Below are 20,343 nucleotides of genomic sequence, written 5' to 3' on the forward strand. Positions count from 1 at the left end.
TCCGCCTGACACCTCTCGCCACTGATGCCAGTGGAAGTTGGCTACTGGTAATTCACCATCACCCCATTACTCACCACCCGCAGCGGCGGGAACAGCCGCCCTTTGCCCTCGACGAGGTAGACAAAGCGCAGGGTATCGCCGGCGGCGACGTTGGTCAGGCCGCTGGTGACGCCGCTGCCGCCCTCCAGCGGCGTGCAGCGGCTGGATGAGCAGAGCTTTACCTGCAGGCCGGCCGGGGCCGGGGATGCCAGCTGATAACGCCAGGCGATCTGGTTAATCGCGCCCTGCACCGGCTGGCGCGGGGACAGCGGGCGCGATGACGCCTGCACGCCGCGGTTGCCGATGCCGGGGCCGATATCGCTGGCGGACCAGCTGCTGGCCACCGCCTGGCAGAGCCCCGGCACCAGCAACAGCACGCCGATCCACAGACTACGGCGCGCCAGCGTGCTGGTCAGCGGTTCAACACCGTCACGGTGAAATCCTCTCACGCCTTTCCCCCTGCCCAACAGCCAGCCGCGCATCAGTTGCCACCGATCGTAGACGTCATACGGATCTGCCGGTTGTCGGTCAGCTCCATATTGGAGATTACCATCAGCTGCGGCATCGAGCGGCGCAGGAAGCGGGCCAGCAGCGCGCGCAGCGGGTGGTTCACCAGCAGCACCGGCGGCGCGCCCAGCTGTTCCTGGTGCTGCAGCGCGTTCTGCGCCTGCGCCAGCAGGCGGTCGGCGAGGCCCGGCTCCAGGCCGCCGCCGCCCTGCAGCGCCTGCAGCAGCAGGCGTTCCAGCGCGGTGTCGAGTCCTATCACCTGCACCTCGCCGTTGCCAGGGAACCACAGCTGGGTAATGGCGCGGCCCAGCGCCACGCGCACCACGGCGGTCAGCTCCTGCGGGTCGGTCTGCACGCTGGCGTGTTCGGCCAGCGTTTCAATAATGGTGCGCATATCGCGGATCGGTACCCGTTCGGCCAGCAGGTTCTGCAGCACCTTGTGCAGCGTGGTCAGCGGCACCACGCCAGGGATCAGATCTTCGGTCAGCTTCGGCATCTCCTGGCTGACGCGGTCCAGCAGCTGCTGCGCTTCCTGGCGGCCGAACAGCTCGCTGGCGTACTGGCCGATCAGGTGGTTCATATGGGTGGCCACCACGGTACTGGCCTCAACCACGGTAAAGCCCTGGATCTGCGCCTGCTCTTTCAGCGCGCTGTCGATCCAGATCGCCGCCAGGCCAAAGGCCGGATCGACGGTCACTTCACCCGGCAGGCTGCCCGCGGCGGTGCCCGGGTTGATCGCCATCCAGCGCCCCGGATAGGCATCGCCGCTGCCGATCTCCACGCCCTTCATCAGGATGCGGTAGCGCGCCGGCGGCAGATCCATATTGTCGCGGATATGCACCACCGGCGGCAGGAAGCCCATCTCCTGGGCGAATTTCTTACGAATGCTGCGGATACGACCGAGCAGCTCGCCGTCCTGCTGGCTGTCGACCATCGGGATCAGCCGGTAGCCGACCTCCATCCCCAGCGAGTCTTCCAGCTGTACGTCGTTCCAGGTGGCTTCGGTGTTGGCCGCATTCTCCTGCGGCCGCTGTACCGGCATGGCGACGGCCGCCTGCGGCTTCATCTGCCTGCCGCGCATCCACCAGGCCAGGCCCAGCAGGGCACCGGTAAACAGCAGGAACACCAGGTTTGGCATGCCCGGCACCAGGCCCAGCAGGCCCAGCACGCCGGCGCTCAGCAGCATCACCCGCGGGTTGTTAAACAGCTGGGTGACCATCTGTTCACCCACGTCCTGGTCGGTGCCGACGCGGGTGACAATCACACCCGCCGCGGTGGAGATCACCAGCGCCGGGATCTGCGCTACCAGGCCGTCACCGATGGTCAGCAGGGTGTAGGTTTCGGCCGCGTGTCCCATATCCATCCCGTGCTGCACCACGCCGACCAGCAGACCGCCGAAGACGTTGATCACCATAATCAGAATACCGGCGATGGCATCGCCGCGGACAAACTTACTGGCACCGTCCATCGAGCCGTAGAAGTCCGCTTCCTGGGTCACGTCGCTGCGGCGCTTTTTCGCCTCCTCTTCGCCGATCAGCCCGGCGTTAAGGTCGGCGTCAATCGCCATCTGTTTGCCCGGCATGCCGTCGAGCACGAAGCGCGCGCCGACCTCGGCAATTCGTCCGGCACCCTTGGTGATAACCATAAAGTTGATAATCACCAGGATCACAAACACCACGATACCGATGGCGAAGTTACCGCCGACGAGGAAGTGGCCGAAGGCCTCGACCACCCTTCCTGCCGCATCCGCCCCGGTGTGCCCGTCCATCAGGATCACACGGGTGGAGGCAACGTTCAGCGCCAGGCGTAACAGGGTGGAGAACAGCAGGATAGTCGGGAAGGCGGCAAACTCCAGCGTGCGCTGGGTAAACATCGCCACCAGCAGTACCATAATCGACAGGGCGATATTGAAGGTGAACAGCAGGTCGAGAACGAACGGCGGCAGCGGCAGCACCATCATCGACAGGATCAGCAGGATCAGTATCGGACCGGCCAGTACCTTCCACTGGGTGTCTTTAAGGTTGTCAGGCAAGCGCAGTCGGGCGGCCAGGTTAGACATCAGATTTCTGTTCTCCAGCAAAGTCCAGCCCTTCCGGCACCGGCAAATTATCAGGTTTTTTCGGGATCAGGCCGCCTTCCATCTTCCAGCGCCGCAGCTGCCATACCCAGGCAAGCACTTCCGCCACCGCGGCATACAGGGTGCCGGGAATATGCTGGCCTATCTCACTGTGTCGGAACAGGGCGCGCGCCAGCGGCGGCGCTTCCAGGATCGGCACCCGGTGCTCGGCACCGAGTTCACGAATGCGCAGCGCCACTTCTCCGGCCCCTTTGGCCACCACTTTGGGTGAGCTCATCTTTTTCTCGTCGTACTGTAACGCCACCGAGTAGTGGGTCGGGTTGGTGACGATCACGTCGGCCTTCGGCACGTCGGCCATCATGCGCCGCCGCGCCGCCGCACGCATCTGCTGGCGGATACGCCCTTTGACGTGCGGGTCACCTTCGTTCTGCTTATGCTCATCGCGGATATCCTGCCGCGACATGCGTAAATTTTTGATGTGGGTCCACAGCTGGAAAATGACGTCGAAACCGACCATCGGCGTCAGCCCAAGCACCACCAGCACGCAGCACAGCGCAATCATATTCAGCGATCCGGCCAGCGCGGTGACCGGCGACTCGCTGATCAGGTGCAGCATTTCAGACCAGTGTCGCCAGATGAAAAAGCCGGCGACGCAACCGACCAGTACCGCCTTCAGCACCGCCTTCAGCAGTTCGGCGGCGGTCTGGGCGGAGACCATCTTCTTCAGCCCTTTCAGCGGGTTCATCTTGCCGAGGTCAAACTTGATCGCCTTACTGCTGATATTCACTCCGCCCAGCAGCATCGGTGCCGCAATGGCCACCAGCACCAGCCCGATCATCATCGGCAGGATCGCCACCACCGCCTGGCTAATCAGGTTAGCGATCTGGTGCAGCATCTGGCTGGTATCGCTAACCACCGAGTGGTTAAACATCAGCCCGTCGGCCACCAGCGCGCCCAGCTTGCGCCCCATCCACTCGCCGCCGGCCCACAGAATGCCCAGACCGGTCAGCAGCATCAGCATCGAGGTCAGCTCACGGGATCGCGGGATCTGCCCCTCTTCGCGCGCCTTTTCTAGTCGGTGCGCCGTGGGGGATTCTGTTTTTTCCTCGTCACTGTCCTGGGACACGGCATTTAACCTTTGCGTGCGGATTTTCAGGCACTAGCATGCCAAATTCAGGCAGGGGTAATGCCGCGAGTAAACGCGTAAAACGGGGGTTATTCAGCTTATCGGGAAGGGAAGCAGGGGCGGAGGAAGCAGGGGCGGAGGAAGCTCCGCCCCGGAAAATCAGAAACCGAGACTGTCCAGCAGGTCATCAACCTGATCCTGGTTCGCCACCACGTTTGGTGCGGCGGCGTTAATCTGCGGGCCGTTCAGCAGATTATCATTCTCACGTTTCGCACGTGCGTTAGGCTCCGGCATGTTCTCCAGTAACACCATCAGCAGCTGGCGCTCAATCTCCTGGATCACGTCCATCATGCGTTTGATCACCTGCCCGGTGAGATCCTGGAAATCCTGCGCCATCATAATTTCCAGCAGCTGCGCGTTGGTAAAGGCAGTATGCTGCGGCACAGAATCAAGATACCCACGGGTATCCGTAACCAGAGCGCGAGCATCCGCAAGTTCAACAGGATGTTCAAACCACTCATCCCAGCGCCCTTTCAGTGCTTTCGCTTCACTCTCCAGCTGAGACTGGCGTGGCTGAGCGGCCTCCACGCAGTTCAGCGCACGTTCGGCCGCCTGCGCGGTCATCTGTACCACATAATCCAGGCGGTCACGGGCATCCGGAATAGCCTCCGCCGCTTCGGCGATTGCCTGATCCAGACCCAGCTCTCGCAGACTGTCGCGCAGCATCCGCGTCAGTGAACCTATTTTGGAGATAATGTCCTGCGCCGAAGCAGCATCAACATTTGGTTGCGGAAAAGTGCTCATCTCGGCTCCTTACATACCCAGCTTTTCGAAGATCTTACCCAGTTTCTCTTCCAGCGTCGCCGCGGTGAACGGTTTCACAACGTAACCACTGGCGCCCGCCTGGGCAGCTGCAATAATGTTCTCTTTCTTCGCTTCCGCGGTGACCATCAGTACCGGCAACGACGACAGGGTCGCATCGGCGCGCACCGCCTGCAGCAGCTGCAGGCCATCCATGTTCGGCATATTCCAGTCGGAGATGACGAAGTCAAAACCGCCGGTGCGCAGCTTGTTCAGCGCGTCCTGGCCATCTTCTGCCTCTTCAACGTTGTTAAAACCCAGTTCCTTCAGCAGGTTACGGACGATACGACGCATCGTGTTGAAATCGTCGACCACCAGAAACCGCATATTCTTATCTGCCATACCTACTCCTGTTTGCAACAGCCCCACGGGACCGCATCAGATACGTAATGCCTGTCCGGCGCTAATTTTTGCCAGCATATGCTGGCTGATTTGGTGGAGATCCACCACTTCACTGGCTCCCCCGAGGGCGATTGCCTCTCGCGGCATGCCAAATACCACACAGCTCGCTTCGTTCTGGGCGATGGTCCAGGCGCCGGCTTTACTCATCGCCAGCAGCCCTGCAGCACCGTCGTTGCCCATGCCGGTGAGGATCACGCCTACGGCGTTCCGTCCGGCGAACTGCGCCACTGAGTTAAACAACACATCGACCGACGGCTTGTGACGATTGACCGGCGGTCCGTCATTCAGTTTGATCTGGTAGTTCGCGCCGCTGCGCGCCAGCTCCATATGCATGGCACCCGGTGCGATGTAGGCATGACCTGGCAGGACACGCTCACCGTCTTCCGCCTCTTTCACCGTAATCTGGCACAGCTTGTTCAGCCGCTCGGCGAACGACTTGGTGAAGCCGGGCGGCATATGCTGGGTGATCAGCAGCGCCGGGCTGGTCGGCGGCAGCGGCTGCAGCACGTGGCGAATCGCCTCCGTGCCGCCGGTGGAGGCACCGATGGCGATCAGCTTTTCACTACTGAGCAGCGGCCCGGCCTTCAGCATGACCGGCGCGGGCAGCGGGCTGCGGGTATGCAGCCGCGCACGCGAGGCGGCACGCACCTTATCGCCAATCATCTGGCTGTAGGCCAGCATCCCTTCGCGGATCCCCAGCGATGGCTTGGTGACAAAGTCCACCGCGCCCAGCTCCAGCGCCCTGAGGGTGATCTCCGACCCTTTACCGGTCAGCGAAGAGACCATCACCACCGGCATCGGCCGCAGGCGCATCAGCTTTTCCAGAAAATCGAGGCCATCCATGCGCGGCATCTCAACGTCGAGCGTCAGCACGTCCGGGTTGTATTGTTTGATCAGGTCACGGGCGACCAGCGGGTCCGGGGCGGTGGCCACCATTTCCATATCGCTGTGGCTGTTGATGATCTCGGTCATCAGCTGACGCATCAGCGACGAGTCATCAACGCATAACACTCTGATTTTACTCATTACCTTTCCTTAGTCAGTCCATAGACTGTCTGACCCCGCAGATAGAACTCGCGGCTGATCTGACTGAAGTTCTCTGAATGACCGGCGAACAGTAGGCCCCCGGGTTTCAGCAGCGGTACAAAGCGCCGTAAAATCTTCTCCTGGGTTTCTTTATCGAAGTAGATCATCACGTTGCGACAAAAAATAGCGTCAAACGGTCCCGGCAGCGTCCATTCGTTGGCCAGCAGGTTGAGCTGCATAAAGTTGACCATACTGGCCAGCTCCGGGCGCACCCGTACTTTGCCCTCGTGCGGGCCGGTGCCGCGCAGGAAGAAGCGCTGTAGCTGCGAGGGCGAGAGCGTACGCAGCTCCTCCTGGCGGTAGACGCCGGCCAGCGCGGTCTCCAGTACCTGGGTGTCGATATCGCTGGCGGTGACCTGAAATTTCCCCGGCCCGCTGCCCAGCGTTTCCGCCAGCGTCATGGCGATCGAGTAAGGCTCTTCGCCGGTCGACGCCGCGGCACACCAGACGTTAAAGCTGCCGCTGCGGCGTTTAGCGTGCTCGGCCAGCAGCGGAAAATGGTGCGCCTCGCGGAAAAAGGCGGTCAGGTTGGTGGTCAGCGCATTGATAAACGCCTGCCACTCCGCGCTGTTCTGCTCGCTCTCAAGCAACGCCAGATAGCGGCCAAAATCGTCAAGGCCAAGGGTGCGCAGGCGGCGCACCAGACGGTTATAAACCATTTCCCGCTTGTGATCGGCGAGAACGATGCCGGCTCGCTGATAGATCAACTGACTGATACGCTTAAAATGCGTATCGGATAACGGCAGCCGCTGAACCATCTGGGTCAGCAGCGTGGCGGTTTCCTGTGGAGCCAACAGCGGCGATTTCTTCACTTAAAAGGTTTCCCAGTTATCGTCCGAGGCCGAAGCCGGGGCTGCCAGCGCCTTACGCGGCGCGGCCGCCGGTGCGGCGTGCGGCCGCTGCTGCAGCACGCCGCTCAGCACCGGTTTCTTGATGCGGAACACCGCCACCGCCTGGGTCAGGCGGCTGGCCTGGTCTTCCAGCGACGCCGCGGCAGAGGCGGACTCCTCCACCAGCGAGGCGTTCTGCTGGGTCACCCGGTCCATCTCGGTCACCGCGGTGCCCACCTGGTCGATGCCGCGGCTCTGCTCGTCGGAGGCCGAAGCGATCTCACCCATAATATCGGTGACGCGGGTCACCGCGTTGACGATGTCGTTCATGGTTTCACCGGCGCTCTCCACCAGCACCGAGCCGGTATCCACGCGCGCCACAGAGTCTTCGATCAGCCCCTTAATCTCTTTTGCCGCCTGGGCGCTGCGCTGCGCCAGGTTACGCACTTCGCCGGCCACCACCGCAAAGCCGCGGCCCTGCTCGCCGGCGCGCGCCGCTTCCACCGCCGCGTTCAGCGCCAGAATGTTGGTCTGGAAGGCGATGCCGTCGATCACGCTGGTGATATCGGCGATCTTCTTCGAGCTGCCGGCGATGTCGTTCATGGTCTTCACCACGCCGTCCACCACCCGGCCGCCCTTCTGCGCGGTTTCCGAGGCGTTTTTCGCCAGCACCGACGCCTGACGGGCGTTATCGGCGTTCTGCTTCACGGTGGCGGTCAGCTGCTCCATGCTGGCGGCGGTCTGCTCCAGCGAGGCGGCCTGCTGTTCGGTACGCGCCGACAGGTCGTTATTACCGGCGGCGATTTCGCTGGCGCCGGTGTAGATGGCGTCCGACCCGTCGCGCACCACGCTGACGGTTTTCACCAGCTCCTGCTGCATATGCTGCAGGCTGGCGGCCAGCTGGGCCATCTCATTCCTGCCTTCGGTGTCAATGTCGCGGGTCAGATCGCCGCTGGCGATATGACGAATGTGTTCAATGCTCTCTTTCAGCGGGCGCAGCAGGATTTTATGCATCCCTGACCAGGCCACTACCACCAGGCCTACCGACAGCAGCAGCACGATGGCCAGCACCCAGATTGCCTGCTCGTAGGCGCGCTCGTTTTGCGCCGAACCGGCCGCCAGCAGCGCGTCAGAGTTCTTCAGCCAGGCGTTGTAGGCCTCTTCGAAACCGTTCTGGTAGCCCTGCGTTGGCTGATCGACAAAGCCCTGGAAGTTATTCCCCACCAGCATCACGATCAGCTCGGCCAGGGCGGCATGCAGCGCTTTGTACTTCTCGGCAACGGCCTGCACGTGCGGCTGGCTGGCCACCTCCGGCGTCAGGCTGTTAATGTAGACGTTGTACTCTTTATCAGCGTCGGCCAGCTTGCCTTTCGCCATGTCGAGCAGTTCAGTAATGCCGGCACCGGTGCCATTACCTTTGGTATCCAGCAGGTAGCGGGTGGCGGCGCGGTTGAGCGTGTTGCGGGTTTGTACCAGTGCAATCCATGCGGACGTCAGACTGGCCTGCTCGCCACGGATCTTCTGCGTCAGAGTAAAGTTTTCTTTGTCACCCTTCAGCGACTGAAAGAACAGGCCGCCGGAGATCAACTGTAATGAACCAAATAACACCAAAACCAGCACCAGACTGGTGACCACTTTCACACGCTTCAACATACCTTTCCCCGATTGGATAGCTACTGCATTGTTGTTGGATAGCTACTGCATTGTTTTATCGGCCATCGGCGGCAAATCTTTATGGCTGCGGAGGAAAAGCGCGAAGGCGGGCCACCTGCACACGGCAGGCGGCCCGTTAGCTCAGTTAAAAGGTTTCCCAGTTACTGTCGGCGGACGCCGGCGTGCTGGCGATGCGGGCGGGCTGCGATACCGCCGCCGGGCGCTTCAGCACCGCGGCAGGCGCGGCCTGTTGTTTGTTGATGCGGAACACCGCCACCGCCTGGGTCAGGCGGCTGGCCTGGTCTTCAAGCGACGCCGCGGCAGAGGCGGACTCCTCCACCAGCGAGGCGTTCTGCTGGGTCACCCGGTCCATCTCGGTCACCGCGGTGCCCACCTGGTCGATGCCGCGGCTCTGCTCGTCGGAGGCCGAAGCGATCTCGCCCATGATGTCCGTCACGCGGGTCACCGCGTTGACGATATCATTCATGGTTTCACCGGCGCTCTCCACCAGCACCGAGCCGGTATCCACGCGCGCCACCGAGTCTTCGATCAGACCTTTAATCTCTTTCGCCGCCTGGGCGCTGCGCTGCGCCAGGTTACGCACTTCGCCGGCCACCACCGCAAAACCACGGCCCTGCTCGCCGGCGCGCGCCGCTTCCACCGCCGCGTTCAGCGCCAGAATGTTGGTCTGGAAGGCGATACCGTCGATCACGCTGGTGATATCGGCGATCTTCTTCGAGCTGCCGGCGATGTCGTTCATGGTCTTCACCACGCCGTCCACCACCCGGCCGCCCTTCTGCGCGGTTTCCGAGGCGTTTTTCGCCAGCACCGACGCCTGACGGGCGTTATCGGCGTTCTGCTTCACGGTGGCGGTCAGCTGTTCCATGCTGGCGGCGGTCTGCTCCAGCGAGGCGGCCTGCTGTTCGGTACGCGCCGACAGGTCGTTATTACCGGCGGCGATTTCGCTGGCGCCGGTGTAGATGGCGTCCGACCCGTCGCGCACCACGCTGACGGTTTTCACCAGCTCCTGCTGCATATGCTCCAGGCTGGCGGCCAGCTGGGCCATCTCATTGCGGCCCTCAACCGGGATCGGCTGGGTCAGATCGCCGCTGGCGATGCGGCGAATATGGGCAATGCTGGCGTTCAGCGGCGTCAGCAGAATATGACGGATGCCGCGCCATACCATGGCAATCGCCAGCAGCGACACCAGCAGCACGCCGGCCAGCACCCAGATCGCCTGATGATAGGATTCGAGGTTGTGTTCGGCCCCGGCCGCCGCCTGGGCATCGTTGCGATCCAGCCAGCTGCGCAGCGCCTTAGCAAAGCCGTCCTGATAGCCGGTGGTCGGCTGGTCGAAGAACTCGTTGATCTTGCCGGCGTTCATCAGCGCGATCAGCTCGTTCAGCGCGCCGCTGAAGATTTTATAGTTCTGCTGGATCGCCAGCACGTTTTCGGCGCTCTTCCCCTGCTCGCTCAGCAGCCCGTTCCAATCCGTGAAGTTTTTATCCGCCTCTTTCAGCTGACCCTGAGCCATCGTCACCAGCTCGGCCACGGTGCTGCCGCTGCCCATGTTGTTGGCATCGAGCATATAGCGGATACCGGCACGGTTAAGGGTGTTACGTGCCTGAATCAGCGCCACCCAGGATTCGTTCAGCGCCGACTGCTGCAGCCGCAGCTGCTGCGACACGGCAAAATTGTCTTTATCACCCTTCAGGGCCTGGAAAAACAGCCCACCGGTGATTAACTGCAAAGCACCAAAAAACACCAATACCAGAATCAGTGTGGTGACAACCTTCATACGCTTAAACATGCGGTTCCTTATTGCCTGAATGAGAAGACATGGCCCATCCTGATTAGCGGGCTCCCGCCGCTGTTATCGGCAGCCTGACGCCGATCTTTATGCTGCATCCGGAGATAAAAGACAGCATTTAACACTCCAGAATGCGCCAGCGTTGAGCACAAAAAAGGCTGACCACGGCGGCATTACCGATCCTTAAGCGGCAACAGGGTCAGGCTGTTTTCGCTCGCTTCGAGCACGCGCGCGGTGTCAGGGTCCAGCGCTTCGCGATCCAGCACCTGCTTCCAGCCGTTGCCTGTCAGATCCGGCTGGCGGAACAGCCCCACCACCGCCACGAAACGTGCCTGCGGCTCCATCGGCATATTCAGGCTGACCGCACCGCCGGGTGTCAGCACCACGTCGCGGCTGGCGGGCAGATCCTCAGCCAACAGCGTATCGCCGCCGGTCGCCAGCTGCGGGTAAACCAGCCTGTCAAAGGCCCTGCGATCTTTAAGCTGATAAACACGTATTACCACGGACTGCGGGCGGGTATGGCTTTCACGCGTGTCGGTATTCAGCGCTTCACGGGCGATAAAATCGAGGTGCAGCACCTTAATTTTTTTACAGAACACGGCGGACACGGCAGATCGGGTGCCATCGGCAACGCTCTGCGTCAGCCCGCAGCCGTTCAGGGTCACGGCCAGCAACGGCAACAGCCAGCGGGCAAAGTTAGTCAAAGAGATAGTTAACACGCTGATTTCCTTGTACGTATGGGGTCGGTTGCAGGCCGCGATAGCTGCCCGGCTCCGTGGTAAACGTCTGTGGAACGTCGGCCGGGACGTTTTTCCCTTCCACGCCCAGCACGCCGCTCATCCCCAGCCGGAACGGGGCATCGCCGAGGGGCACCACCGCCAGCAGCGCGGTGCTGACGGTCAGGCGGATTGTTGCTTTAAAGCGCCAGCCGAGATACACCCGCAGCATGATCATAAAGTCCTGATACAGCTGGCCGTCCGGCATCCAGCCCTGCGCTTCACTTTCGCTGTCGGTGATCAGCTCAATCAGCAGCTGGCTGCTGGTCTCCATCACTTCATCGCCCAGCGGCGTGCTGCCATCCAGCAAAAAATCTTCATCGCCGTAAAAACCGGTCGGCCGGCTGATGGCAACCGGGCGCAGGCAGTACGGGCTGACCCGCGCCCGCGTCTCCGGGGCCAGCAGGCGCACCAGTGCCTGCACGCCCTCCTGGGTTTTCGCCGGCTGGCGCAGCACGCCCAGCAGCGCCAGAAAGCGCGACACCGGCGTGGCGATATGGCTGGCGGTACCGGGAATACCCAGGCCGACCAGCCCGAGCAGCGAGCGGGAGATGCTGTCCGTGCCGCCACGCTCGAAGGTGGCCGGATAAGAGTATTTCCGCCAGATGCGGTAAAACTGCGTCAGGATGCGATGGCTGAAGATATCGAGAAAAGCCTGCAGCGCCTCGTGCCCTTCCCGCCGCTGGCTGATGTCGTTGAGGTAAGCCGTCGGCAGCGGCGAGTCGACCCCGTACATCCCCATAAAGGTGGTGCGCACTTTCGGTGCTTCCGTGGCGTCGTCCCCGCTGTATTCAACGCTTTTCAGCTCGCTGGCGGGAAAGCCCATCCCCGGCCACGGCGTGAGGCGCACCGCATCGTCCTGCGGGTGGCTGGTGCTGCCGAGCGGCGGCCGGTCCGGGTGCAGTTTTTCCAGCAGCTGGCAGAAGCGGTAAAAATTCATCCGCGTCAGCTCCGCTTCCATGCGCGGACTCAGCCGGGAATACGGCGGTTGTGTTTCTCTTGCCATTCCAGGCGCTCTCCGGTGGGTTGCAGGATGATAATCAGGCGGTTAAACAGATAGATATCGGTATAAAGAGCAAAAAAGTGGCTGAGCATCTCGCCGAACAGGCAGATATCGCCATGCCCGGCAAAGCCGTGGCCGTCGAGCGTCACTTCAATCTGTACGCCGCGCAGCAGGTAGCCCTGCTCAAAACGCTCGGTTTCGCTGTGGCTGACATTGAGGATCGCTTCAAGACGACGGCGGTTCATCTCGCTGTCGGTCCACTCGTACAGCGCCAGGGTACCGCGCAGCACGTCGGCATTGTCCATCATTGACAGGAAGTTGCTGCCAAGGTGGCTGAGTACGCGCCAGTGGAAGCGGTCACGGTTCGGCGGATAACAGGGCAGCGTCGGTGCGCAGAGGTTGCGCACCGTGACGCGGCTCGGGCTGATTTTTGTCGCGGTATCCAGCAGCGTGCTTTGCAGGGCGCGGCGCGGCAGCTGGCCGTTAGTGCCGGTCAGCGTCAGCGACAGGCTCTCGTCGCCCGGCACCGTATGGTTATCAAAGGCTTCACCACCGGGGATCAGCCAGGTGTTATGCAGCCCGGAGGCCCCGCGCCGCACGCGGGTATGGTAGTAATATTCCGGTGCCTCATGGCGCATCATGCCGCCCTTGTGGCGAAAGCTGGAGAACGGCACCCAGCTGTGATTGCCGGAGGAGCTCACCGAATCAACGGAATAAATTTCGGTATGCCCGTCCTGCACGCGCATCGGACGCAGCAGATATTCCGTCTGCAGCGAGTTCAGCGTCAGCGGATCGGACTCCAGCGGAAAAAGGTTAATCACCGGCGCGCAGTGCAGCCGCAGGTGCTTACCGCTGAAGGTGAAGTCGTGCTCCCAGCGCTGGGCCAGCACCACGTCGATTTCAAACCAGGGTAATCCGGCAGGTAGCGATACGCTCTCCAGCCCGCGCAGGCCGGTGAACATAAACTTCTCGCGGAAGGTGAAATACTCCAGCAGCAGCTGATAACCGCTGAAGCTGCTGTCGCCCTTGGGCCACAGCCGGTCATCTTCAGCAAAGCCGAGGGCGGTAAAGCGCGCATCCAGCGGGCGGCGATCCGGGTCTCCCGGCAGGCGCAGCCAGATGCCGGCGGTATTTAAGGTGAACGCTTCGTGCATCGCGCAGGCCAGCGGCGCATCGGCATTGAAGTAGAACGGGATCAGGCTGAGATCCGCGCGGCTCCAGTCGGCCAGGCTGCTGCAGATAAAGCGCAGGCGCACCACCGAACGGCCGTCCGGGTCGGTGGAGAGCGTAGCCTGCTCCAGCGCCAGCGGTTGCAGGCTGATTTCCCGGGTGGTGGTATAGCGACAGCGGGTCGCCTTCTCGCCAATCGGGCGCGAGAGCACTTCAAACCCTTTCGCGAGAGGCATCGGTTCTTTCATTTCGCGCCAGTCAGGGCTGAACTCCACCACCGACATCGACGGAATGGTGCGCAGGTAGTGCGGCCACAGCAGCGTGACCAGCCCTTCGGTCAGCTCCGGCAGGTCGTCGTCCAGCTTCTCGCGCAGGCGGCCCATCATAAAGGCAAAGCCTTCAAACAGGCGCTCAACGAACGGGTCGCGCGCGCCCGATTTATCCAGATTCAGCGCCGCCGCCCGGTCCGGGTGGGCGCGGGCAAACTCTTCACCGGCTTCTAGCAGGTAGCGCATTTCAGCGTCGTAATAACGCAGGGTTAAGTCGTCCATATTTTCCTAATTTAGTATTAATTATTGAATAATTCAGATTCCAGTTATTAACTGAAATCACCAGGACCTTACCGACACAAAGTTAATACTTATAATTAAATGCTTTTATTTTTTTTAAGCACATATTGCCAGCAACGGTTTTAATGATGTTTTTATTAAGACCACTCTGTATTTCAATCGACACAGAGCAAACACCTTCCGTTGATGAAAGGATAAAACCCTGACTCCCCCCACCGATCGAATTGTATTCATATCGACCACCAACCCTCCACCCAACATCGATTTCTGCATCCTTTTTTAATAACGACATAAAGGAGGTCGTCAGTTTGAATTTTTTACCAGCTACTAATATCCTTGGTCTTGACTTTACAATCTCACCAACTTCATAAGGCTCAGGCTCAACGCCATAGACACTCTCAGTTTTATATATGTACAACACCTTACCAGTATTATTTACAATTGTAATTACAGGTCTTATCTGAATAAAAAACCCCACTATAAAAACCAGGCAAATAATACAATAACAAAACAGCATCACGTTCTTTTTCACACCTACTCCTCAAACCTTTCCGGATTATCCGCACTCCAGCACCAATGCATCCCCCTGGAATTGGGAAATAGCTGATTCGGTGTATTTTCTAATGCACTAAGTATGCTATTAACGTTCAGACCTTCAGCATACTTCCCATGCTGATAAAAAAGTCTAAACCCTATTTTTATACTCGTAACATCATCCAGAGTGTCGTCTCCCATTGCACCTGGTGTCATATTTTGTTCCCATGTTGAACCTTTTAAGAGAAGTGACTCCGAAAAACCAACGCTCAACCCGACGTATCCATAATGTATATTCGACCAGACATCATAAAAATAATCATGTTTTTTGAACTTGTGGTAATAAGACTTTGATGGTTTTCCTGTGTTTGGCAAAGGTCGCGCAACCGCAATCGCCGAAAATCTATCACGTATCTTAGGTTTATGATCCCAGGTAGAACCCGTTTTAACCATCTGATACCATATGGCCATTGCAGCGAGTAAATCAGGTTGAGGAACCGGAGCCAATCTGGCATAAAATGGAAGCTTATTCCATTCGGCACGCCTTTGCTTTATTGTCTCCTGGTCGATTAAATATCGTATTTTTTCTGACGTTTCACTTCTGACATTCATCCTAATCTCACTAAATATATACTCAGCCACCCTTATTGCTCCGTCAGTGTGATTACAATGACGCTCATTCTTCTCTTCCGGTTGCAGATTTTTATAGGGGGTCAGTAAGGAAGTTATAAGCCCATCGGATGAAAAAGAAGTGCTTGAACACTCTCCTGCTTTCTCATAGGTATCCTGCATCATCGACGGCACAAAACGCGCCCTGCAGGGGCAGGAACTGGTACTGTCCAGCGTTCCCGCCATCCTGCGCCCTTGAATAGCGTCATTCCGGATCCCGCCGGCAATCATAAAGATGCCGGGATGCTGACCGCAGGTGGCCTTATCTCTTTCCCGGGCCACGGCTTTGCCAGACAGCGTGTGGTCGGTTGCCCCTTCAATAATGCGCCCGCCGCAGGTCGTTTTGTCGCCCTGCACCAGATAATAACCTTTAGCCATGAACGAACCCCTTATGCCGGAAGTTAACCCTGTACGCCCGTCCCCGCTGAGCCAGCGGGCCCTCTTCTGTGCGGCAGGCGGTGACTGAGTTTTGTAAGGTTGTCATTCAGATCCTCCATCCGTGGCGGGTATCTCATTATCGTTGCCCGACAATACCCGGGCCGCCTGCGCGGCATTGACGCTGAATATTTCCGGCGGCAGCTGAAAGTTACGCAGTTGCAGCAGCTGTAGCGGGCCACTGCCCAGCTGCGAGCGCAGCACCCACTGCAGGGTGCTGCCGTCAGGGGCGCTGAAGCGCATCATCCACCGGCTGCGGTCAAGCTGCTGACGTGTGCCCTGCTCCAGCCAGCGAATTAAGCCCCAGCTGCCGCTCCAGTCGCCAAACAGCCGCGCCCCGGCGCGCGCGGTGCTCCAGGTAAGCATCGTCCCCGGTTTAAAGGTGTCCCCCGGCCAGCGGAAGGTCTGCCACTGCGCCATCTGGTTGAAATACTTCAGCCGCTGGCCGTCGATGGTCAGCTGCGTCTGCACCACGCCCGGCACCGGCCGCGCCTGCAGCTCAAAGCTGATGCCCTGGCTGCCGTCGGTGAACAGCACGTCCGACAGCTGGCTCAGCTGGTCCACCGCCTTCAGGAACGCCGGATTAAAGGTCAGCCCCTGGCTGCTGGTGCGGTCCGGCACCCACCGGCTGCCCTCTTTATGCAGCACGCCGCCCAGCTCCGCGTTCAGGAAGCGCTCAATGCGCCCGCTGTCGCGGCGGATAAACTCGGCCAGCATCGGCAGCGAGGCGTCATTATTGCTGGCGGCAAACGGGTAGCGCCCGTCAAACGCGCCGTGCCACAGCGCCACCACCGACCGCGCCCATTTGTCGTTCAGGCTGGCGGCTGACGGCTGCAGCACCGTCTCCCACGCCCGGGTCAGCGGCCGGACGAACAGCGTCCGGCCGAAGCCGCTCCACTCCTCGCCGAGGCTGGCGGCCATCAGGCTGCCGTACTGGCGGGTGTCGGTCAGGTCGACGCTTTTGCCCTGAAACACCGTCTGCGCCAGGGTCTGCATCCTCTCCTGCGGATCCGGGCTGGCCGCCACCTGCTGCAGGCGCAGGCGCACGCGGGTGATGCGCGTCAGGTACGCCTGCAGGCTCAGGCTGTCGTCGCCCGCAAGGGCGCTGGCGGTTTTGTTACGGCCCGTCAGCGCCAGCAGCGGCCCGAAGGTCGCGTCGAGCGGCCCCTGCGGACCGGCGGCGCGCGGGTCGGTAAGCGGTTTTTTGCTGCTGCCTGCCAGCGCCTTCGCCGATCTGATCAGCGAGTCCGACAGCGCTTCACCCTGCTGCCCGGTCTCTCCCTGCCACACCAGGGTATTCATCAGCGCAATCAGCGGCGACTGGCGCACGTCGCTCATCAGCGTCAGCTGGTCGGTGACGGCGGCAATACTGGCTGCCGGGGTCAGACGCAGGCTGTTAAGGAAGTTAAGCCAGCTGCCGGCAAAGTCGGTGAAATAACGCTGCGTCAGGCGTTCCTTCAGGGCTTCCGGCGACAGGCTGGCTTTGATGCTCTGGCGGCTGTCGCTCAGCACCCAGTCAATCTCATCGCGGCGCGACCTCGCCGCGTTGACTATCGCCTGCTGCACGCCGCCTTCCCACGCCTGGCGGGTAAACATGCCGGGCACCACTTCCTGCGTGGTGAACAGGCGGCGGGCGTCAGTGCCGCCGGTCATCTCCTCCAGCGTGACGTCGGCAAAATTGCGGCGCACCGACTTCAGCATGTTCTCATACAGGGTGCTTTCAGCGTTGCGCTGCCCAATCTGCTGCAGCAGCACCTGGCGGCTCTGGCTGACCCGCACCGGGTCCGGGGTAATTTTCCACTGCGGCTGGTACGGCAGCTCGCTGATGTAAAACGCCCACAGGTCCGGCGTCAGGCTCTGCCACAGGCCGGGGGAGATGCCTGCGCGCTCCGGCTGCACCCTCTTCATCACCTGCGCATAGAACGCGCCGTCAGCCTTATCCGGGCGCGCCATCATCAGCCAGGCCTTCAGCTGGTCGTAGCCGGACGTTGCCCGTTTCGCACGTAGCGGGCTGCCCGGCGGCAGCGCCGCCAGCGTGGTCAGCTGCTGCTGCAGCGCGGCGCTGGCCGGGTCGCGCAGCAGGCGGTTATTCGCCACGCCGTACCACGGCATCATCGCCGCCAGCAGCGGTGCATGATGGTCAAGTCCAAAGCGCTGATACCAGGGCGCGCCGTGCTGATGCCAGCGCCTGAGCCGCCCGGCCTCGTTACGCAGCGCATGCAGGCCGGTCAGCTGCCGGTCTGACACCTCTGGCGTCTGCACCAGGGCGCGGGCTTTCTGCGCCACGCTGACAATCTGCTGGCGGTTGAGCGCAAAGGAGAGCAGCAGCCCCGCACCCCACACGCCGATAAGGGTCATCAGCCCCCAGGCCAGCGTCTGCTGCCAGGGCATACCAACGCGGCGGCCGCGCAGCCGGGTGCAGTCGTTTACCACCCCCTGCCAGCTGGCGGGCAGCGTCAGGGCATGGCGCGGCAGCGCACCGTCAGAGGATGCCGCCGCCGCGCCGTTCTCCGCCAGGCTGAACATCAGGCCGCGCAGGAAAATACGCTGCTGTGCGGCGTACAGCCACGGCGTCAGCCGGGTCTGCCAGCGCCCGCACCCGCCCTGCTCAAGCCGCTGCCCGAGGCGCAGCAAAAAATCATGCGACTGATTCTGCGCAATCTGCGCCATGCCCAGCTCGCGTAGCGGCAGCAGCAGGCCGTTGAGCTGTAAGGTGATATCCTGCGGCTGCGCACGCGGCGGAAACGTCGCCCCCACCGCCTGCTCAGCGCGCCCGGCCTGCGACCAGTCGCTGCTGCACAGCTGCCACAGCCACACCGGCGGCTGATAACCCAGCAGCGTGCCGAGCGCTTCCAGCGCGCGCAGGTCGCGATCGCTCTGCTGCGGGGTCAGGCTCTGCCCGCTGGCCAGCACGCGGATAACGCCGTCCAGCGGACGGCCACGACGCAGCCTGCGCAGCGCGGCAAATTTTTCAGCATCCGGCGCGGCGCTAAGAGTGCCGCCATCAATCAGCACGGTGCGCGCCCCTTCCAGCCACTGATTTTCCTGCAGGCCGGGAAGCAGGGCTTCGCGGGCGGCGTCATCTCCGACCACCAGCAGCAGACGCACCTTGTAGCGCCAGAACGGGTGGTAGCGGGTGCGGAGGTGGCGCGTTATCGCCTGTACCATCAGGACTGCCTGAGAAGCAGGCTGCTTTTTTTCATCCGTCGTTCCGGCGATATCATCACCCTCCACCGCATTTAATTCATCCTCAAACCTCCTGCTCCCTGCATGATGCAAGACAAAAACGGAGGTCAGGGTTAATAACGCCAGAATCACCGCAACGGTAAAAGAGGATGACATCCAGCGCTGCCGGGCTACGCTTTCTGCCAGCAGACCAAGTCGCTCAGGCTGCTGCCATGAGATAAAGCCCAGGGCCACCGCACACGTCAGCAGGAGCAGCAGAATAGTCAGGAACCAGAATTCAGATGATTTAGGGATTAGAAAGGATGTGTAAGGTTTCAAGTGTCCATCTCCTGTACCGGATCCACTGGCGTGATCACGGTGCTCCACATTATTCCCGTTGTCCTCTCACCAGTAATGGTGATTTGAGGCGTTCGGGTGTTTTCCGCCGCAAAAACAGCAGCAGCGATGGCCAGCCATGTCCCTGCGGCTCCCGCATGTCCAGTCAGCCTGTCCAGTAAAATAATGGCCTCATTTTCGACAGCACCGGCCGGATTCGAATGCTGATTTATAATCATTTCTTCATGCTGGCCTTCAGAAAGCCCGGCCAGCCAGAGTTGACTGATTATGTTATTCTTCAGCGGCACGTTATATGCGGCCATATTCATACCCGTGCCAAGCTGACCGGGTAATGACAATTCAGGACGGTGAAGGAGTGCAAGCGGCTGCAGGATATTCTGCTTCAGCCGGTTGCCCAGCAGCAGGGCGACCGCGACTTCGGCGCTGTAATCCGTTTCTTCAGGCATGACCTGCAGCGCAACAACCAACAGCATTTCGTTTTGTGTAATACGGTGATTCAACCAGTGGTCAATCATTGTCAGTCCGTTGCAGATGCTGTATTCCACAGCGCAGTGAATATTGGTTTCCTGCCAGATTTTTTTCCAGATATCACTGATGCATTCTTCCGACAGAGACGATGAAAGATCAAATGCCACGACCAGGCGGCTGTCTTCGGTAAACTGATTAACCGGCAGATCGGTAATCAGATGAGAAAAAACATGACGAATTACGGCATCAGCACTCAAATCACTTCCAGTATTGAAGCGGGTAAGCCGGTGCCCGTTCTCTCCCCTCCAGTCCGGCTGAGAACGTATAATATTTTGATGGCTGATCAATGCCTGTACGACTTCACGAGGATCTTCCTGAGGGTGCCCGGTGATAAACGACACGTTAAGCACCTGTAACGCTCGCCGGGACTTACGTGTTTCACTTAAAATCCAGCGTTCGCGCCTTTCGTCATAACCGTTAGCCATAATGTTTTGAAGTAAACAGATAATAAGCCGTGCAACACCGGTAGTAAGCCATAATGCTGCGGGAGCCCCCAGCGCCAGCCACCAGAAGGGCTTATCTTCAATATCACCACCGAAAAAGTGCATCAGTAAAAAACTGACGGCTGCTATGATGGCCAGTGCGGTCATCCAGCGTGACAACTTTGGTGGTTTCGGTCTGTTATATAAATCAGGTGGATTTTTGAGTGAGTAAGGCATTCGGATACCCGCTATTACGCTGAAAAACAGAAATAACACCCCTTGAATAAAATAACGGCATGACTCATCACTGCCGTCAAAAAAGAC

16 protein-coding genes are annotated in these 20,343 nt (G+C 60.3%); all 16 read right to left on the reverse strand.

Features of this window, described 5'->3' with window-relative positions; translation table 11 throughout:
* Positions 1 to 41: 41 nt before the first annotated feature.
* Positions 42 to 488, reverse strand: a complete 447-nt coding sequence (locus tag GKQ23_RS14265; protein WP_371820004.1) for a flagellar protein FlhE — start codon at positions 486 to 488, stop codon at positions 42 to 44.
* 32 nt (positions 489 to 520) lie between these two features.
* On the reverse strand, positions 521 to 2,605 hold the full coding sequence (flhA, locus tag GKQ23_RS14270) for a flagellar biosynthesis protein FlhA (protein ID WP_056241834.1): 2,085 nt from the start codon (positions 2,603 to 2,605) through the stop codon (positions 521 to 523).
* Complete coding sequence (gene flhB, locus GKQ23_RS14275) at positions 2,598 to 3,749, reverse strand: flagellar biosynthesis protein FlhB (protein WP_056241832.1); 1,152 nt, start codon at positions 3,747 to 3,749, stop codon at positions 2,598 to 2,600. Before flhB ends, flhA begins: the two co-directional genes overlap by 8 nt.
* A gap of 159 nt (positions 3,750 to 3,908) precedes the next feature.
* Positions 3,909 to 4,553: a protein phosphatase CheZ gene (gene cheZ, locus GKQ23_RS14280; protein WP_056241829.1), complete on the reverse strand. Its 645-nt coding sequence runs from the start codon at positions 4,551 to 4,553 to the stop codon at positions 3,909 to 3,911.
* 9 nt (positions 4,554 to 4,562) lie between these two features.
* Complete coding sequence (cheY, locus tag GKQ23_RS14285) at positions 4,563 to 4,952, reverse strand: chemotaxis response regulator CheY (protein WP_056241826.1); 390 nt, start codon at positions 4,950 to 4,952, stop codon at positions 4,563 to 4,565.
* 36 nt (positions 4,953 to 4,988) lie between these two features.
* A complete protein-coding gene (locus GKQ23_RS14290) occupies positions 4,989 to 6,038 on the reverse strand; it encodes a chemotaxis response regulator protein-glutamate methylesterase (protein WP_056241823.1) in 1,050 nt (349 codons plus the stop codon).
* Positions 6,038 to 6,856 carry a protein-glutamate O-methyltransferase CheR gene (gene cheR, locus GKQ23_RS14295; protein WP_369814411.1) on the reverse strand — a complete coding sequence of 273 codons (819 nt, stop codon included), beginning with the start codon at positions 6,854 to 6,856 and terminating at the stop codon, positions 6,038 to 6,040. The genes GKQ23_RS14290 and cheR overlap by 1 nt, the downstream gene beginning before the upstream one ends.
* A 54-nt stretch (positions 6,857 to 6,910) precedes the next feature.
* The gene (locus GKQ23_RS14300) at positions 6,911 to 8,581 is read right to left on the reverse strand and encodes a methyl-accepting chemotaxis protein (RefSeq protein ID WP_056241815.1); all 1,671 of its coding nucleotides are present in this window, start codon (positions 8,579 to 8,581) and stop codon (positions 6,911 to 6,913) included.
* Between the two features lie 145 nt (positions 8,582 to 8,726).
* Positions 8,727 to 10,391 (reverse strand): methyl-accepting chemotaxis protein, encoded by a 1,665-nt coding sequence (locus GKQ23_RS14305; RefSeq protein WP_212408600.1) that lies wholly within the window; start codon positions 10,389 to 10,391, stop codon positions 8,727 to 8,729.
* A gap of 173 nt (positions 10,392 to 10,564) precedes the next feature.
* Positions 10,565 to 11,110 carry a type VI secretion system lipoprotein TssJ gene (gene tssJ, locus GKQ23_RS14310; protein WP_056241807.1) on the reverse strand — a complete coding sequence of 182 codons (546 nt, stop codon included), beginning with the start codon at positions 11,108 to 11,110 and terminating at the stop codon, positions 10,565 to 10,567.
* A complete protein-coding gene (gene tssG, locus GKQ23_RS14315) occupies positions 11,088 to 12,173 on the reverse strand; it encodes a type VI secretion system baseplate subunit TssG (RefSeq protein ID WP_212408601.1) in 1,086 nt (361 codons plus the stop codon). Before tssG ends, tssJ begins: the two co-directional genes overlap by 23 nt.
* Positions 12,137 to 13,891 (reverse strand): type VI secretion system baseplate subunit TssF, encoded by a 1,755-nt coding sequence (gene tssF / locus GKQ23_RS14320; protein WP_212408602.1) that lies wholly within the window; start codon positions 13,889 to 13,891, stop codon positions 12,137 to 12,139. The genes tssG and tssF overlap by 37 nt, the downstream gene beginning before the upstream one ends.
* 82 nt (positions 13,892 to 13,973) lie before the next feature.
* On the reverse strand, positions 13,974 to 14,441 hold the full coding sequence (locus GKQ23_RS14325; protein ID WP_249168408.1) for a hypothetical protein: 468 nt from the start codon (positions 14,439 to 14,441) through the stop codon (positions 13,974 to 13,976).
* 2 nt (positions 14,442 to 14,443) lie between these two features.
* On the reverse strand, positions 14,444 to 15,490 hold the full coding sequence (locus tag GKQ23_RS14330; RefSeq protein ID WP_212408603.1) for a polymorphic toxin type 44 domain-containing protein: 1,047 nt from the start codon (positions 15,488 to 15,490) through the stop codon (positions 14,444 to 14,446).
* A gap of 102 nt (positions 15,491 to 15,592) precedes the next feature.
* The gene (locus tag GKQ23_RS14335; RefSeq protein ID WP_212408604.1) at positions 15,593 to 19,051 is read right to left on the reverse strand and encodes an ImcF-related family protein; all 3,459 of its coding nucleotides are present in this window, start codon (positions 19,049 to 19,051) and stop codon (positions 15,593 to 15,595) included.
* On the reverse strand, positions 19,048 to 20,256 hold the full coding sequence (locus GKQ23_RS14340; RefSeq protein WP_212408605.1) for a hypothetical protein: 1,209 nt from the start codon (positions 20,254 to 20,256) through the stop codon (positions 19,048 to 19,050). Before GKQ23_RS14340 ends, GKQ23_RS14335 begins: the two co-directional genes overlap by 4 nt.
* Positions 20,257 to 20,343: the final 87 nt, after the last annotated feature.

This window comes from Erwinia sp. E602, from assembly GCF_018141005.1.
GTDB lineage: Bacteria > Pseudomonadota > Gammaproteobacteria > Enterobacterales > Enterobacteriaceae > Erwinia.